Source organism: Rhodovastum atsumiense (assembly GCF_937425535.1).
GTDB classification, from domain to species: domain Bacteria; phylum Pseudomonadota; class Alphaproteobacteria; order Acetobacterales; family Acetobacteraceae; genus Rhodovastum; species Rhodovastum atsumiense.
In genome coordinates this window covers 5,394,748-5,408,646 of the sequence record NZ_OW485601.1, presented here as the reverse complement: position 1 = coordinate 5,408,646, position 13,899 = coordinate 5,394,748, and the positions used below count along the sequence as shown (strand labels likewise).

Below are 13,899 nucleotides of genomic sequence, written 5' to 3'. Positions count from 1 at the left end.
CGAATGCCTTTTCCTGCTGCTGCCTGCCCCCATGCGCTGCGATCCTGCCTGCCGCGCGGCACCCTCGCCCTGTTACTCGCGAGTGCCGCGACGCTGCCGGCGCAGGCCGCCGACGCGGAGGCCGGCTTCTGGGAACGCGAGCACATGCTCGGTGATCCCGGCGGGCTGCGCTCCCGGCTGGAGGATGCCGGCGTCACCCTGACCCTGCAGGAGACCAGCGAGGTGCTCGGCAATGTCAGCGGCGGCTTCCGCCAGGGCGCGGTCTACGAGGGCGCCACGCTGATGGGGGTGCAGGTCGATACCGGGAAGGCGTTCGGCCTGCCCGGCGGCACCTTCAACGCCAGCGCCTACCAGATCCACGGCCGTGGCCTGAGTTCCAACAACATCGGCAACATCAACACCGTCAGCGGCATCGAGGCCACCCGCGCCACCCGGTTGTTCGAGCTGTGGTACGAGCAGGCGCTGTTCGACGACCGCGTCTCGGTGCGCGTCGGCCAGCAGGCGGCCGACCAGGAATTCCAGGTTTCCCAGTATGGCGGGCTGTTCATCAATGCATCGTTCGGCTGGCCGACCCTGGCGGCGGTAGACCTGCCCTCCGGCGGCCCGGCCTATCCGCTGGCCACCCCCGGCGTGCGGCTGAAGGTGAAGCCGCGCGAGGATCTCGCTGTCCTGCTCGGCGTCTACAGCGGCGACCCCGCCCCGGTCGGGGAGAATCCGGATCCGCAGGTGCGCAACCCCTCCGGCACCTCGTTCACCCTGAACCGCGGCGTCTTCGTCATCGGCGAGGTGCAGTACAGCATCAACGGCGGCGAGGACGCGACCGGGCTTCCCGGCACCTACAAGGTCGGTGGCTGGTACAACTCCAACCAGTTCTCCGACCAGCGCTATGCCAATGACGGCCTGCTGCTCGCCGATCCGTCGAGCAGCGGGGTGGCGCTGGGCCGCACCAACAACTGGAGCCTCTATGCCGTGGCCGACCAGATGGTCTGGCGCAAGCCCGGCACCAAGGACCAGGGCATCGGCGTGTTCGGCCGCATCACCGGCACCACCAATGACCGCAATCCGGTGAACTTCTTCATGAACGTGGGCGTCACCTGGAAGGGGGCGATCCCCGCCCGCGAGAACGACACGATCGGGTTGGGCATCGGCTATGCCCATATCGGTGCCAAGGCCCGCCGCTACGATCGCGACGTGACGTATTTCACCGATGCGTCCTATCCGATCCGCAACAGCGAGACGGTGCTGGAACTGACCTACCAGGCGCAGGTCACGCCATGGCTGATCGTGCAGCCGGACTTCCAGTACGTGTTCCGCCCGGCCGGCGGCGTGCCCGATCCGCTCGATCCCACCAAGCGCATCGGCGACGCCGCCATCTTCGGGCTGCGCAGCACCATCACCTTCTGACGCAGGCACGTAGCACGTAGAGCGGATTTCATCCGCCACACGCTTGCTCACTTGACAAAGTGCCCTGTCGAAAGCTACGGGTTTCGTGTCGTGGTTCTTCTGTTTCCATCTGCCGGAAGCAGAAGCTAAGAGGGAATCCGGTGCGTCTGCCGACCATGCCGGAGCTGCCCCCGCAACTGTGAGCGGCGAGCCATCATCCGATTTGCGTCACTGGTGCCGGAACGGCATCGGGAAGGCCAGGACGGAGGCGACGACCCGCAAGCCAGGAGACCTGCCACGGCCGTCGAACGTCCTCGGGCGGGGTGTCCCGGTGGTGCGACTGCGTTGGAACGGGCCTGACGGTTCCGGTTTTCGCAGACGCTCCCTCTCCACCCCGTCTCCGTGACGATCCGGCGTGACCGACACTGGTTCGGACCGGTGGGAGCCAAAGGCGGCGCCCAACGGCCTGCCCTCCGCCGTGCCGGGTGCGGTGCGGCGCATTGGCGCGGAGGCCATCGATGCGGATCCTGCTGATCCATCCCAATTACCATTCCGGCGGTGCCGAGATCGCCGGCAAGTGGTCGCCCGCCTGGGCCGCCTATCTGGCGGGCTACCTGAAGGCGGCCGGCTACGCCGACATCCGCTTCATCGACGCGATGAACGACGACATCTCCGATGAAGCCCTGCGGGACATGCTCGCCGCCGAGACGCCCGACATCGTCGGCACCGCCGCCATCACCCCGGCGATCTACACCGCCGAACGGGTGCTGAAGATCGCCAAGGAGGTGCATCCGAACGTCATCACGGTGCTCGGTGGCATCCACCCGACCTTCATGTACCAGCCGGTGCTGATGGAAGCGCCCTGGATCGACGCGATCATCCGCGGCGAGGGCGAGGCGGTGCTGCTGAACCTGGTGCGCGCGGTCGACCAGGGACGCTGGCCGACCGAACGCGGCCAGGTCAACGGCATCGCCTACCGCGAGGACGCCCAGGTGATCGCCACCCCGGCCGAACCGCCGATCCGCGATGTCGACACCATCGTCCCGGACTGGAGCATCCTGGACTGGAAGAAATACATCTACATCCCGCTCGGCGTGCCGGTGGCGACGCCGAACCTCGCGCGCGGCTGCCCCTTCACCTGCAGCTTCTGCAGCCAGTGGAAGTTCTGGCGCGACTACCGCGTGCGCGACCCGAAAAAGGTGGTGGACGAGATCGAGACGCTGGTGCGCGACCATGGCGTCGGCTTCTTCATCCTCGCCGACGAAGAGCCCACCATCAACAAGAAGAAGTTCGTCGAGTTCTGCCAGGAACTGATCGACCGCGGCCTGCCCGACAAGATCCAGTGGGGCATCAACACGCGTGTCACCGACGTGCTGCGCGATGAGGCCGACCTGCCATTTTACCGCAAGGCCGGATTGGTGCATATCTCGCTTGGCACCGAGGCGGCGGCACAGCTCAAGCTCGACCTGTTCAACAAGGAAACCACTGTCGCCGACAACAAGAAGGCGATCACGCTGCTGCGCCAGAACGGCATCGTCACCGAGGCGCAGTTCATCGTCGGGCTGGAGAACGAGACGGCGGAAACGCTGGAAGAAACCTACCAGATGGTCATGGACTGGAATCCGGACATGGCCAACTGGTCGATGTTCACCCCCTGGCCGTTCTCCGACCTGTTCCGCGAGCTTGGCGACAAGGTCGAGGTGTTCGACTTCGAGAAATACAACTTTGTCACCCCGATCATGAAGCCGGCGGCGATGGAGCGCGGCGAGCTGCTCGACCGGGTGATGCACAACTACCGCCGCTTCTACATGCACAAGTCGCTGTTCTCCTATCCGTGGCAGCGCGACCCGTACCGGCGGAAATATCTGCTCGGCTGCCTGAAGGCCTATCTGAAGAGCGCGTTCGAACGGAAATTCTACGACCTCGGCCGGTTCGGCTACTGGGGCCCGCAGTCGAAGAAGAAGGTGGACTTCCATTTCGACGATCGCCGCGACGTCGCCGGGGCCACCGTGACCGCATCGGCGGCAGCCTGGAAAAACGCGCCCCGGCGCAAGCAGGAAGCCGCCACCACCGCGGCGGCGGCAGCGCAGATCCGTGCCTGCGGTGGCGGCGACCAGCAAATGGCGGAGTGAGGCGATGGCTGCTTTGGAAACAAGAAAGGCCAGGGCTCTGCCCTGGACCCGGCAGGGGCCACAAGGCCCCTGCACCCCAAAAGCGCTGCGCGGCACAGAAAGATCGGGTTCCAAGGGCGAAGCCCTTGGTGGAGGTCCAGGGGGCAAAGCCCCCTGGTGGGGCCCGGGGCAACGCCCCGCGAAAGGTGCAACATGAACGCGATGCTTCCATGGCCCGAGGATGATTGCCGGCAGCAGCACCGCCCGATCTGGACCTCGTTCCGCTTCCCGTGTCCGGGCAATCCGCCCGATTCCTGGTTCCGCGCCTGGCGTGCGCTGGCACGCGTGATCCTGTACCTGTCGCGCTGATGCCCCCTGCCCCCGATTCCTCGCACCCGCAACCGGATCCTTCATGACCGACCAGCTCGCCCCGATCGTGTTCACCCCGCGCACCGTCTCCCTGCCGCGACGCGCCCGCGCCCTGATGATCCAGGGCACCAGCTCCGATGTCGGCAAGAGCATGCTGGTGGCCGGGCTGTGCCGCGCCTACACGCGGCGCGGCCTGGTGGTGCGTCCGTTCAAAGCGCAGAACATGAGCAACAACGCCGCCGTGGTGCGTGATGCCGACGCCCCGGCCGAGGCGCGCGGCGAGATCGGCCGGGCGCAGGCGCTGCAGGCGCGGGCCTGCCGGGTGCCGGCCTCGATTCACATGAATCCGGTGCTGCTCAAGCCGCAGACCAATATCGGCTCGCAGGTGGTGCTGCGTGGCCGGGTGCTCGGCAACTGCCCGGCCCGCATCTATCACCAGATGCGGCACGGGCTGATGCCGGCGGTGGTGGACAGCTACGAGCGCCTCGCCGCCGAGGCCGACCTGGTACTGGTGGAGGGCGCGGGCAGCGGGGCGGAGCTCTATCTGCGCAATTCCGACATCACCAACATGCACCTGGCCGAGACGCTCGATTTGCCGGTGGTGGTGCTGGGCGACCTCGATCGCGGCGGCACCATGGCGGCGATCGTGGGCACGCATGCCCTGCTCTCCTCCACCGACCGCGCCCGCGTGGCGGGTTATCTGGTCAACAAGTTCCGTGGTGATTTCTCGCTGTTCGAGCCGGCCTGCGAGATCATTTCCGAGCGCACCGGCTGGCCGTTCCTGGGCGTGCTGCGCTGGTTCGAGCAGGCGGACCGACTGCCGGCCGAGGATTCGCTGGCGCTGGAACGCCCGGCCACGGGCGGCGCGGGCGGGCTGAAGGTGGCGGTGCCGCATCTCTCGCGCATCGCCAATTTCGACGATCTCGACCCGCTCGGCGCCGAGCCGGGGGTCTCGGTGCGCTGGGTGCATCCGGGCCATCCGATCCCGCGCGACAGCGACGTGATCGTGCTGCCCGGCTCCAAGGCGACGCGCAGCGACCTCGATGTGCTGCGACGCGAGGGCTGGGACCTGGATATCCTCGCGCATGTACGCGGCGGCGGCCGCGTGGTCGGGCTGTGTGCCGGATTCCAGATGCTCGGCCGCGTGGTGCGCGACCCCACCGGTATCGAGGGCCCGCCCGGCGAGACGCCGGGGCTTGGCCTGCTCGACATCGAGACCGAGATCGGCGGCGAGAAGCGCCTGATCGAGATCGACATGCTCGACCATGCCAGCGGCGAGCGCGTCACCGGCTACGAGATGCACATGGGCCGCACCACCGGCCCCGGTCTCGCACGTCCCTGGCTGCTGCTCGATGACGGCAGCGGCGCGCCGCCGCGTCCGGAAGGGGCGGTGTCGCGCTGTGGCCGCGTCACCGGTGCCTATGTGCACGGGCTGTTCGGCGCCGACGGCTTCCGCGCGCGCTGGCTCGATCGGGTCGGCGCGCAAGCGGCGGCGCTGGATTTCGAGGCGCGCACCGAAGCCGCGATCGAGGCACTGGCCGATCATGTCGAGGCCAATCTCGATCTGGATGCGCTGCTGGCGCTGGCCCGATGAGCGCCGCGGCCCTGGCGGACACTCCCACCGCCTGGACAGTGCCAGAGATCCCGCCGCTGGCGCGGCACCTGGCACCGGCGCTGCAGCAACGCATCGACGACAAGACCAAGCCGCGCGGCGCCTTCGGCCGGCTGGAGGAACTGGCGCTGCGGCTGGGGCTGATGCAGGCCACGCTGCAGCCGCGGCTGGTGGCGCCGACGGTGGTAATCTTCGCCGGCGACCACGGGCTGGCGGCCGAAGGCGTGTCGCCCTTCCCCCAGGAAGTCTCGGCGCAGGTGGCGCGCGCCATCCTGGCCGGCCATGCCGGCAGCGCGGTGATGGCGCGGCAGGCGGGGCTGGCGCTGAAGCTGGTGGATGCGGGGCTGGCGGTGGACCTGCCGCCGCATCCCGACCTGATCGTGATGAAGGTGCGCGCGGGCAGCCGCAATGCACTGCATGAACCGGCCCTGACCCCGGCCGAGGTGACGCTGTGCCTGCAACGCGGCGCCACCGTCGTCGATGCGCTGGCGGCACAGGGCTGCAACGCCCTGCTGCCCGGCGAGAAAGGCATCGGCAATTCCTCGGCCGCGGCGCTGATCTACGCGGCGCTGCTGGAACGCCCGCTGCATGAATGCGTCGGCATCGGCGCCGGCAGCGCGGGATCAGCGCTGGCCCGCAAACAGGACGTGCTGGCGCAGGTCTGGCGGCGCCACCATGCCGCGCGCACGCCGCTGGCGGCGCTCTCGGCCTTCGGCGGCTGCGAGATCGCGATGATGACCGGGGCGATGCTGCAGGCGGCGTCGCGGCGGATGCTGGTAATGGTGGACGGGGTCATCGCCACCGCGGCGATGCTGGCAGCGACGCGGCTGGCGCCGGCCGTACGCGACTACGCCGTGTTCGCGCATCTCTCGGGCGATGGGCCGCACCGGCATGCGGTGGCGGCGCTGGGCGGGCGGCCGTTGCTGGACCTGGGGTTGCGGCTGGGCGAAGCGAGCGGGGCGGCGCTGGCCTGGCCGCTGGTGCGCGCCTCCGTCGCCATGCTGGATGAGATGGCGAGCTTCGACGAAGCCGGCGTGAGCGGGCGCGAGGTGGTGCTGCCATGCAGCGGCTGACCACCGAGGTGCGGGCGGTCCTGGCGGCGGCGGTATTCTTCAGCCGCCTGCCGGTGCCGCGCCGGCCGTTGCTGGACGCCGCCGACCTGCGCCGCGCCGCCTGTTACTGGCCCCTGATCGGGCTGGTGGTCGGCGCGGCGATGGGGACGTGCTGGGCGGCGGCGCGGCCCTGGCTGGCCGCGCCGGTGGCGGCGGGGCTCGCAGTGGCGGTCGGCGTGCTGCTGACCGGCGCGCTGCAGGAAGACGGCTTCGCCGATGTCTGCGACGGCTTCGGCGGCGGCGCCACGCGCGAGCGCGTGTTGGCGATCATGCAGGATTCCTGTGTCGGCAGCTACGGGATGGCAGGGCTGGTGGTGATGGTGGGGTTGCGCTGGCAGGCGATGGCGGCGCTGCCGGGGGCGATCCTGCCAGCCACCGTACTGGCCGCGCAGGCCGCCAGCCGCGCCTGGGCGGTGGCGCTGATGGCGGTGCTGCCCTACGCCCGCGGCGAGGGCAGCCGGGCGCGGCCGGTGGTGGGGCGGAAGAGCGCGCCGCGCCTGGCCCTGGCCGCGGCCACGGGGCTGGCGCCATTCCTGCTTGGCGTGCCGCTGCCGGCACTCGGGGCGGCTGCCCTGGTCTGGCTGGGCTGCGTGCTGTGGTTCGGCGGGCGGATCGGTGGCTACACGGGCGATTGCGTGGGGGCGACGCAGCAGGTGACGGAGCTGGCGATCCTGCTGGCAGTGCTGGCGACCGCCTGAGCGGCCGCCTGTCCCGGTTCACTATAAAAAAGGGGAAATCTCTCATGGCGGAAGAAGCAACGGCGCGGGGGACGCGGGTGGTGACCCGCCGCGGCGATGGTGGGGAAACCTCGGTCGGCGGCGGCGCACGGGTGCCGAAGGACGCCGCCCGCGTCGAAGCCTGCGGCGCGATCGACGAGCTGGGCACGATCCTCGGCATGCTGCGCGCCGGCGCGACGGAGGACGCGGAGGTCGCGGCGATGCTGCGGCGTGTGCAGGTCGACCTGTTCCATGTCTGCGCCGACCTGCACGGCGTGGCCGGGCAGGATGCCGCGCTGGCGGTGACGGAGGCGCCGTTGCTGCGCATCGAGCAGGAGCTGGCGGCGATGGACGCGGCGATGCCGCGACTGGCCAATTTCATCCTGGCGGGCGGCACGCAGGCGGCGGCACTGGCGCATTTCGCCCGCGCCGTGGCAAGGCGGGCGGAACGGCGAGTGGTGTCGCTGGCGCACGCCGAGCCGGTCAATCCCGAAATCCTGCGCTACCTCAACCGGCTGTCCGATTTCCTGTTCGTCCTGGCACGGCGGCTGAACGACAACGGGAACGGCGACGACCTTTGGGCGCCACGCGGCATCCGCTGAATCGGCCTCGGTCCCGCGGCGTTGAGCCCGTCGCGGGACCCGTCGGCAACCGGTCGACCACGACCGAATATTCACCCGAATTCGGGATCATGACAAATCATCGTCGTGATGTTGGTATTCATATATCCGAAAACGCCACCAGTCCGGGATGATATATAAATCGAAATCGTAGAAATATTGCAATATGATTTGGTTTTTATTTTAAACGTGACATCTGACAATCAAGATTTTCGGCTGAACAAAGCCGTGCATTTCTCACCCTGCGCGTGTATTCATCCCCGGCAGTCCCCGCGGGCGGCCCCCCGGAGGCGAGGGAAAAGCCAACTACTGTTTGCACGACCAAGAGAGTTGCTGCCCGTGATGCAAAGCCGTGCCGACGCGCCCCCGCCTTCCCCCCGGCCCCACACGAACGGCGCGGCAGGTTCGCATGGGCCTGGCCTGAACGGACACGCGACCTCGCTTGGCCAGATCGCCGCACGGCGTCTCGCCCTGACCCTGGCCGCCGAAGGCAAGCTGACGGCGGCGGAGCAGGCCGGCGTCATGCTGCGCGACGGGCTGGGCGGACCGCCGGATCCGGAAGGCGCCCTGACGCATTTCGAGATCGCGGCCGCAGGGGGGATCGTCAGTGCGATGCTTGCCGCCGGGGCGATGCTGACCGCCGGCAACCTCGTGCCCGTGGATCACGCCCGGGCAGCGCAGTGGTACCGGACCGCGGCCGAGGCCGGTGACACCGAAGGCATGCTGGCCTGGGCAGAGGCCATGCGGTCGGGCCGGGGTGTCCCCGCCGATCCGAAGCAAAGCGAACACTGGCTGCGGGTCGCCGCCACGGCCGGATCCCCGGAAGCGGCCGAGCGCCTGGGGGTCATGCTGGCGACCAGCGGCGGCCATCGCACCGAGACGCTGGAACTGCTGCGCGCCGCCACCGCCGCCGGACGACCCAAGGCAGCTTTCGAACTGGGCCATCTGCTGTGGGGCGATGGCGACAGCGACGAAATCTTTGCCGCCCTTTCCATCGCCGCCGCCGCGGGGCATCCCGAGGGCACGCTGTGGCTGGGCTTCTGCCACGCCCAGGGCGTCGGCGTGCGGGAACATCCGACGACGGCGTTCCTTTATTTCGAGAAGGCGGCCCTGCTCGGGGTCACCCGGGCGAAGCACCAGACCGGCAAATGCTACGAGGAAGGGCTCGGGGTCGGCCGCAACATCACCAAGGCCAGCGGGTGGTACAACGAGGCCGCCCGGGACGGCAATGCCGCCGCGGCCCGCCGCTATGCCTATCTGCGCGACATCTATCCGGTACTGACCGCCCGCAAGGGCGAGGAACGGGTGGCCCGCCGGGATTACGAGAACGCCCTGCGGATAGGCCCCTCGGCCAAGAACAAGGCGGAAACCGCGCAGTTGATGCTGACCTCGCGCGACGCGGTCATCGTCGCGCGCGGCAAGGAAGTGCTGTCCGAGATCGCCCGCTCCGGCAAGGCGGCGGATCTCCGCCTGGTGGCGAACGTCGCGCTGGCGGCGAAGCTGGCGACCGAGGCGGGAACCTGGATGCGCCGGGCCACCGCCCTCGGGGACGCCGAGGCCGCCCGCGAACTGGCCGCGCATCTCGACGCGGGCAGGATCAAGCCGGCCGACCCGGGCGAAGCCGCCCGCGTACGCCGCACCGCCGAGGAAAGCTGGCGATCCGAACCGGGGCGCGGCGGATCGCGCGGCCGCTGATCCGGGCTCACGGCCAGGGCCGGCGCGTCGTTCCCGGGGCGATCCAGGCATAGGCGGGCAGGCCGCCGCGCGCCGTGCGCACCCAAAGCCGCACGAGGCGATAGGCCGGCCCCTCATAGGCCGTCAGGCGGCGGAGCGTCGCCGCGTCCACCGTCACCACCACCCCTTCCACCTCCCCCGGCCCGCGCCGCAGGCTCGGCCAGCGTCCGCCCGGCAGGGCCACCCGCCGCCAGCCCGGCAACCGCGCAGGCAGGCGCGGCAGAGCCCGTCCGGCGAACCCCGCCAGACGCCGCGGATCAACCAGGGTGCCATAGAGGAACAGGCGCATGCCGCGATCCCAGCCCCGACGTGGCCCCATCGTCAACCGCCCGATTCGCGCCGTGGCACCGCCCCTGGAAAATGTCGCCGTCGTTGAACATCCGCGGCTTGAACCACGCCGGATGCCATCCCAGGTCCTGGGCGGCTCCGGGACCCTCTGGCGGCTTGATGCGACCGCGATGTCGGAGCCCTTCACCTGCGAGGACAGCATCCTCACGTCTGGAGGGTTCACATGACCCAGGCCACCTGGCGCGGCAGCGCGCCGTTCTCCTCCGTGTCGTCCGATCGTGCCACGCTCGAGCGACTCGACCGGTTCGCGACGTTCCTCGACAGCGCGGTGCGCGTGCCGGGCACCGGCATCCGGGTCGGCGCCGATGCGGCGCTCGGCCTGGTGCCGGGCATCGGCAACCTGGCGAGCACCCTGCTTTCGGCCTGGCTGCTGCGCGAGGCCTGGCGGCTGGGCGTGCCCGTGACCTTGCTGCTGCGTATGCTGGGCAACATCGCCTTCGATTCGGTGGTCAGCGCCGTGCCCGTGGCCGGCAATGTCCTGGACGTGTTCTGGCGCGCCAACCGCCGCAACGTGGCGCTGCTGGCTCGCCATCTCGACGGCCGCGCGACGCGCCATCACTGGCGCGGGACGATCTGAAACCCGCCGGCACGAAGCAAAGTTTCAGTGCATCATGCGCACGCTGCTTCTGATTCTGCCGGCTGTCCTGCTGCTGGCCTTCGCCCTCTGGTACATGGTCACCGGATGGAACCTGGCCGGCGAGACGCAGATCGGCACCAACGGCGTCATCGCCATGGTGCTGGGCGTCGTGGTCACGCTCGGCCTCGCGGCCGTGCTGATCACGCTGCTGCTGCGGCGCGACGATTGATCCCGTGCCGCGCAGCGCACCTGGGGTGCAGGGGCCGTGTGGCCCCTGCTGGGTCCAGGGCGAAGCCCTGGCCTTTCAGTGCCCGGCGTTCTCGCCCGAGAAATCCGGTGCCGCCACGCCCGACTGCGTCAGTTGACCCACCAGCGCCGCCTTCAGCCGTTCCAGCCCTTCCGGGCTCGACGCCTCGGCCCGTGCCACCAGCACCGCCTGGGTATTGGAAGCCCGCAGCAGCCACCACCCGTCCGGCGTCTGCACGCGCACGCCGTCAATGTCCGACAGCTTCGCGCCCTCCGCCTTCAGCCGCGCGGCGACCTCGCGGATCACCTCGAACTTGCGGCGATCGTCGCAGTCGAAGCGCAGCTCGGGTGTGTTGATCACCTGCGGCAGGGCGGCACGCACGGATGAGAGGGTGCTCTCGCCGCGGGCGATGATGCCCAGCAGCCGGATCGCCGCGTACAGCGCGTCGTCGAAGCCGTACCAGTGGTCGGCGAAGAAGATGTGCCCGGACATCTCGCCGGCCAGCGGGCAGCCGATCTCGGCCATCTTCGCCTTGATCAGGCTGTGTCCGGTCTTGAACATCAGCGGCTGACCGCCGGCCTTGGCGATCTCGTCGAACAGCACCTGGCTCGCCTTGACGTCGGCGATGACGGTGGCGCCGGGATGCTGCTTCAGCACGTCGCGCGCCAGCACCACCAGCAACTGGTCACCGAACATTACCTCGCCGCTGTCGTCCACCACGCCGATGCGGTCGGCGTCGCCGTCGAAGGCGATGCCGATATCGGCGCCACGCCGGCGCACCTCGGCGATCAGTTGCACGAGGTTCTTCGGCACGGTCGGGTCGGGATGGTGGTTGGGGAAGGTCCCGTCGATCTCGGGGAACAGCACGACATGGCTGCCCGGCAGCGAGCCGACCAGTCGCTGCAGCACCTCGCCGGCGGCGCCGTTGCCGTTGTCCCACACCACGTTCAGCGTGCGGTCGCCGCCGTCCCAGTCGGAGACCAACCGGGCGATATATTGCGGCACGATGTCGACGCTGCGTTCCTTGCCCTCGGCTTCCTCGACCACGTCGCCGGACGCCGCCATGCTGCCGATCGCCGCGATCTGCGCCCCGTAGAACGGCTTGCCGCCCAGCATCATCTTGAAGCCGTTGTAGTCGGGCGGGTTGTGGCTGCCGGTGACCATGATGGCCCCGCCCGTCTCCAGCGTCGCCGCGGCGAAATACAGCATCGGGGTGGGGCCGCGGCCGATGCGGATCACCTCGATCCCGCTCGCCTTCAGCCCCGCCACCAGCTGCGGCTCCAGCAGCGGCGAGGAGACGCGGCCGTCATAGCCGACGGCCACGGTGGTCCCGCCGCTGCGCGCCACCATGGTGCCGAAGCAGCGGCCAATCGCGAAGGCATCGGCCTCATGCAGCGTCCGGCCGACGATGCCGCGGATGTCGTACTCGCGGAGCACGGTCGGGTCGAAGCAATGTATGAAGCTCATGCGGATGCCTCGCTCGCGGGAATGGAAAAGGTCAGGCGATTTCGCTGACGTAGTTCTTCAGGAAGGCGCGCACGGCCGGGCCGAGATCGGGGCGCTTCAGCGCGAAGGCGATCTGGGCTTCCAGGAAACCGGCCTTGTCGCCGCAATCGAAGCGCCGGCCTTCGTAGCGCAGCCCGTGGAAGGGCACGTGGCCGATCAGCTTGGCCATGGCGTCGGTCAGCTGCACCTCGTTGCCGGCGCCGCGCTCCATGCGCGAGAGGTGTTCCAGCACCTGCGGCAGCAGCACGTAGCGGCCGATGATCGACAGGTTGGAAGGCGCCACCTCGGGTTTCGGCTTTTCGACCAGCCCCTTCACCTCGACCAGCCTGCCGTCGTCGGAGGCGACATCGAGGATGCCGTAGCGGTTGGTCTGGTCGTGCGGCACCTCGGTCACCGCCACCACGCAGCCGCCGGTCTGGTAATAGGCGTCGGCGAGCTGCTTGGTGCAGGGCGTCTCGGCCAGCACCAGGTCGTCGGGCAGCAGGATGGCGAAGGGATCGTCGCCGATGAAGGCGCGCGCGCACCAGATGGCGTGGCCGAGCCCGAGCGGCTCCTGCTGACGCACCGTGGCGATCGAGCCCGGCGGGAGCTGCTGTTCCTTCAACGCCTCCAGCTCGGCCGTCTTGCCGCGCTCGCGCAGCGTCGCCTCGAGCTCGTAGGCGATGTCGAAATGCTCGACCAGCGCGGTCTTGCCGCGGCCGGTCACCATGCAGAACTGCTCGATGCCCGCCGCCCGCGCCTCCTCGACCGCGTACTGGATCAGCGGCTTGTCGACGACCGGCAGCATCTCCTTGGCCATCGCCTTGGTGGCGGGCAGGAAGCGCGTACCCAGGCCCGCGACGGGAAGGACGGCCTTGCGCAGGGGTTTCATCAGCGGAGCATCCTCAGACAGGTTTTCCATCTTCGGCGACCCGAGCACGCCGGCAGGGCCGAATTGTGGCATCCCCCGATGCCGCGCGCCAGCCTGGCTCGCAAGCAAGGGCGGTGCGCCATAGCCCGCTTCGTCGCAACGCACAACGTTTCGTCGGCACGGGGGTTTCGGTTGCACGCACGGAACGGACCAGCAACGAAAGAAAGCGGGGGCACTCTTCGCCTCTCGCCCGGCCTTATCCCAGCAGCACGTCCCGGGCCTGGTTGATGCGCGAGGCCAGCCAGTCCGATCCCCCCGAATCGGGATGCGCCGCGCGCATCAACCGCCGGTGCGCGGCCCGGATCTCCGCATCGCTTGCCCCCGGGGCGAGGCCGAGCACGGCATAGGCTTCCTGCCGGCTCATCGCCCCGCCGACGGTCCGCCCGGCCGGGCCGCCCCGAGCGGCGGAGCGCCGCTGGCGCAGCCAGTCCTCCCCCACCCAGCTCCACAGCAGCGGGCCGAGCAGCAGCAGCACGGTGAGCCCGGCCGGCCCGCGGGTGAACAGCAGCAGCACGGACAGCAACAGCCCGCCGATCGCGGCAACCCAGATCAGCAACTGCTTGATGCTGGCCACCTGCGCCCGCGAGAACGCGCCAAGCGCCCCCATGAACACCAGCAACGCGATCAGGCCGAGCAGCAGGAACACCATGGCGG

At 69.4% G+C, this 13,899-nt stretch carries 14 protein-coding genes and 1 riboswitch; of the genes, 10 read left to right on the top strand and 4 right to left on the bottom strand.

Going from position 1 to position 13,899, the window contains the following annotated elements; all coding sequences use genetic code 11:
• Nucleotides 1-3 precede the first annotated feature (3 nt).
• The 8 genes from NBY65_RS24355 (at nucleotide 4) to NBY65_RS24320 (ending at nucleotide 9,618) form a co-directional block, all read left to right on the top strand.
• Nucleotides 4-1,404: a carbohydrate porin gene (locus tag NBY65_RS24355; RefSeq protein WP_250265737.1), complete on the top strand. Its 1,401-nt coding sequence runs from the start codon at nucleotides 4-6 to the stop codon at nucleotides 1,402-1,404.
• Nucleotides 1,405-1,478: 74 nt separating this feature from the next.
• Nucleotides 1,479-1,697: riboswitch (cobalamin riboswitch) on the top strand.
• A gap of 204 nt (nucleotides 1,698-1,901) precedes the next feature.
• Complete coding sequence (bchE, locus tag NBY65_RS24350; RefSeq protein ID WP_150045836.1) at nucleotides 1,902-3,515, top strand: magnesium-protoporphyrin IX monomethyl ester anaerobic oxidative cyclase; 1,614 nt, start codon at nucleotides 1,902-1,904, stop codon at nucleotides 3,513-3,515.
• A 192-nt stretch (nucleotides 3,516-3,707) separates the two neighbouring features.
• Nucleotides 3,708-3,863 (top strand): hypothetical protein, encoded by a 156-nt coding sequence (locus tag NBY65_RS24345; protein WP_162530613.1) that lies wholly within the window; start codon nucleotides 3,708-3,710, stop codon nucleotides 3,861-3,863.
• Nucleotides 3,864-3,978: 115 nt separating this feature from the next.
• On the top strand, nucleotides 3,979-5,457 hold the full coding sequence (locus tag NBY65_RS24340; RefSeq protein ID WP_456312611.1) for a cobyric acid synthase: 1,479 nt from the start codon (nucleotides 3,979-3,981) through the stop codon (nucleotides 5,455-5,457).
• On the top strand, nucleotides 5,454-6,548 hold the full coding sequence (gene cobT, locus NBY65_RS24335) for a nicotinate-nucleotide--dimethylbenzimidazole phosphoribosyltransferase (protein ID WP_150041643.1): 1,095 nt from the start codon (nucleotides 5,454-5,456) through the stop codon (nucleotides 6,546-6,548). Before NBY65_RS24340 ends, cobT begins: the two co-directional genes overlap by 4 nt.
• Nucleotides 6,536-7,285 carry an adenosylcobinamide-GDP ribazoletransferase gene (locus NBY65_RS24330; protein WP_150041642.1) on the top strand — a complete coding sequence of 250 codons (750 nt, stop codon included), beginning with the start codon at nucleotides 6,536-6,538 and terminating at the stop codon, nucleotides 7,283-7,285. The genes cobT and NBY65_RS24330 overlap by 13 nt, the downstream gene beginning before the upstream one ends.
• Nucleotides 7,286-7,329: 44 nt before the next feature.
• Nucleotides 7,330-7,905: a cob(I)yrinic acid a,c-diamide adenosyltransferase gene (locus tag NBY65_RS24325; RefSeq protein ID WP_150041641.1), complete on the top strand. Its 576-nt coding sequence runs from the start codon at nucleotides 7,330-7,332 to the stop codon at nucleotides 7,903-7,905.
• A 360-nt stretch (nucleotides 7,906-8,265) separates the two neighbouring features.
• Nucleotides 8,266-9,618 (top strand): SEL1-like repeat protein, encoded by a 1,353-nt coding sequence (locus NBY65_RS24320; RefSeq protein WP_239002846.1) that lies wholly within the window; start codon nucleotides 8,266-8,268, stop codon nucleotides 9,616-9,618.
• A gap of 7 nt (nucleotides 9,619-9,625) precedes the next feature.
• Here the strand turns inward: NBY65_RS24320 and NBY65_RS24315 are convergent, their stop codons facing one another.
• Entirely contained in the window at nucleotides 9,626-9,946 is a 321-nt protein-coding gene (locus NBY65_RS24315) for a gamma-glutamylcyclotransferase family protein (RefSeq protein ID WP_250265736.1), read from the bottom strand.
• A gap of 222 nt (nucleotides 9,947-10,168) precedes the next feature.
• On the opposite strand from NBY65_RS24315, the gene NBY65_RS24310 reads away from it, so the two are divergent.
• Both NBY65_RS24310 and NBY65_RS24305 read left to right on the top strand, forming a co-directional pair.
• Entirely contained in the window at nucleotides 10,169-10,582 is a 414-nt protein-coding gene (locus NBY65_RS24310; RefSeq protein WP_150041638.1) for a DUF4112 domain-containing protein, read from the top strand.
• 34 nt (nucleotides 10,583-10,616) lie between these two features.
• Nucleotides 10,617-10,811, top strand: coding sequence for a hypothetical protein (locus NBY65_RS24305; RefSeq protein ID WP_150041637.1), 195 nt, complete (start codon nucleotides 10,617-10,619; stop codon nucleotides 10,809-10,811).
• Nucleotides 10,812-10,886: 75 nt separating this feature from the next.
• On the opposite strand, the gene pgmG is transcribed toward NBY65_RS24305, so the two are convergent.
• From pgmG to NBY65_RS24290, 3 genes are all read right to left on the bottom strand, one after another.
• Nucleotides 10,887-12,296, bottom strand: coding sequence for a phosphoglucomutase/phosphomannomutase PgmG (gene pgmG / locus NBY65_RS24300; protein ID WP_150041636.1), 1,410 nt, complete (start codon nucleotides 12,294-12,296; stop codon nucleotides 10,887-10,889).
• A gap of 31 nt (nucleotides 12,297-12,327) precedes the next feature.
• Nucleotides 12,328-13,209: a UTP--glucose-1-phosphate uridylyltransferase GalU gene (galU, locus tag NBY65_RS24295; protein ID WP_150041710.1), complete on the bottom strand. Its 882-nt coding sequence runs from the start codon at nucleotides 13,207-13,209 to the stop codon at nucleotides 12,328-12,330.
• Nucleotides 13,210-13,441: 232 nt separating this feature from the next.
• On the bottom strand, nucleotides 13,442-13,894 hold the full coding sequence (locus NBY65_RS24290) for a DnaJ domain-containing protein (RefSeq protein WP_150041635.1): 453 nt from the start codon (nucleotides 13,892-13,894) through the stop codon (nucleotides 13,442-13,444).
• Nucleotides 13,895-13,899 lie beyond the last annotated feature (5 nt).

Bases quoted from the DNA above. Each gene is read 5' to 3' on its own strand.
- NBY65_RS24325 (WP_150041641.1), top strand. From the start codon at position 7,330: ATGGCGGAAGAAGCAACGGCGCGGGGGACGCGGGTGGTGACCCGCCGC.
- cobT (WP_150041643.1), top strand. From the start codon at position 5,454: ATGAGCGCCGCGGCCCTGGCGGACACTCCCACCGCCTGGACAGTGCCA.
- pgmG (WP_150041636.1), bottom strand. From the start codon at position 12,296: ATGAGCTTCATACATTGCTTCGACCCGACCGTGCTCCGCGAGTACGAC.
- NBY65_RS24330 (WP_150041642.1), top strand. From the start codon at position 6,536: ATGCAGCGGCTGACCACCGAGGTGCGGGCGGTCCTGGCGGCGGCGGTA.
- NBY65_RS24355 (WP_250265737.1), top strand. From the start codon at position 4: ATGCCTTTTCCTGCTGCTGCCTGCCCCCATGCGCTGCGATCCTGCCTG.
- bchE (WP_150045836.1), top strand. From the start codon at position 1,902: ATGCGGATCCTGCTGATCCATCCCAATTACCATTCCGGCGGTGCCGAG.
- NBY65_RS24320 (WP_239002846.1), top strand. From the start codon at position 8,266: ATGCAAAGCCGTGCCGACGCGCCCCCGCCTTCCCCCCGGCCCCACACG.
- NBY65_RS24315 (WP_250265736.1), bottom strand. From the start codon at position 9,946: ATGCGCCTGTTCCTCTATGGCACCCTGGTTGATCCGCGGCGTCTGGCG.
- NBY65_RS24290 (WP_150041635.1), bottom strand. From the start codon at position 13,894: ATGGTGTTCCTGCTGCTCGGCCTGATCGCGTTGCTGGTGTTCATGGGG.
- NBY65_RS24340 (WP_456312611.1), top strand. From the start codon at position 3,979: ATGATCCAGGGCACCAGCTCCGATGTCGGCAAGAGCATGCTGGTGGCC.
- NBY65_RS24345 (WP_162530613.1), top strand. From the start codon at position 3,708: ATGAACGCGATGCTTCCATGGCCCGAGGATGATTGCCGGCAGCAGCAC.
- NBY65_RS24310 (WP_150041638.1), top strand. From the start codon at position 10,169: ATGACCCAGGCCACCTGGCGCGGCAGCGCGCCGTTCTCCTCCGTGTCG.
- NBY65_RS24305 (WP_150041637.1), top strand. From the start codon at position 10,617: ATGCGCACGCTGCTTCTGATTCTGCCGGCTGTCCTGCTGCTGGCCTTC.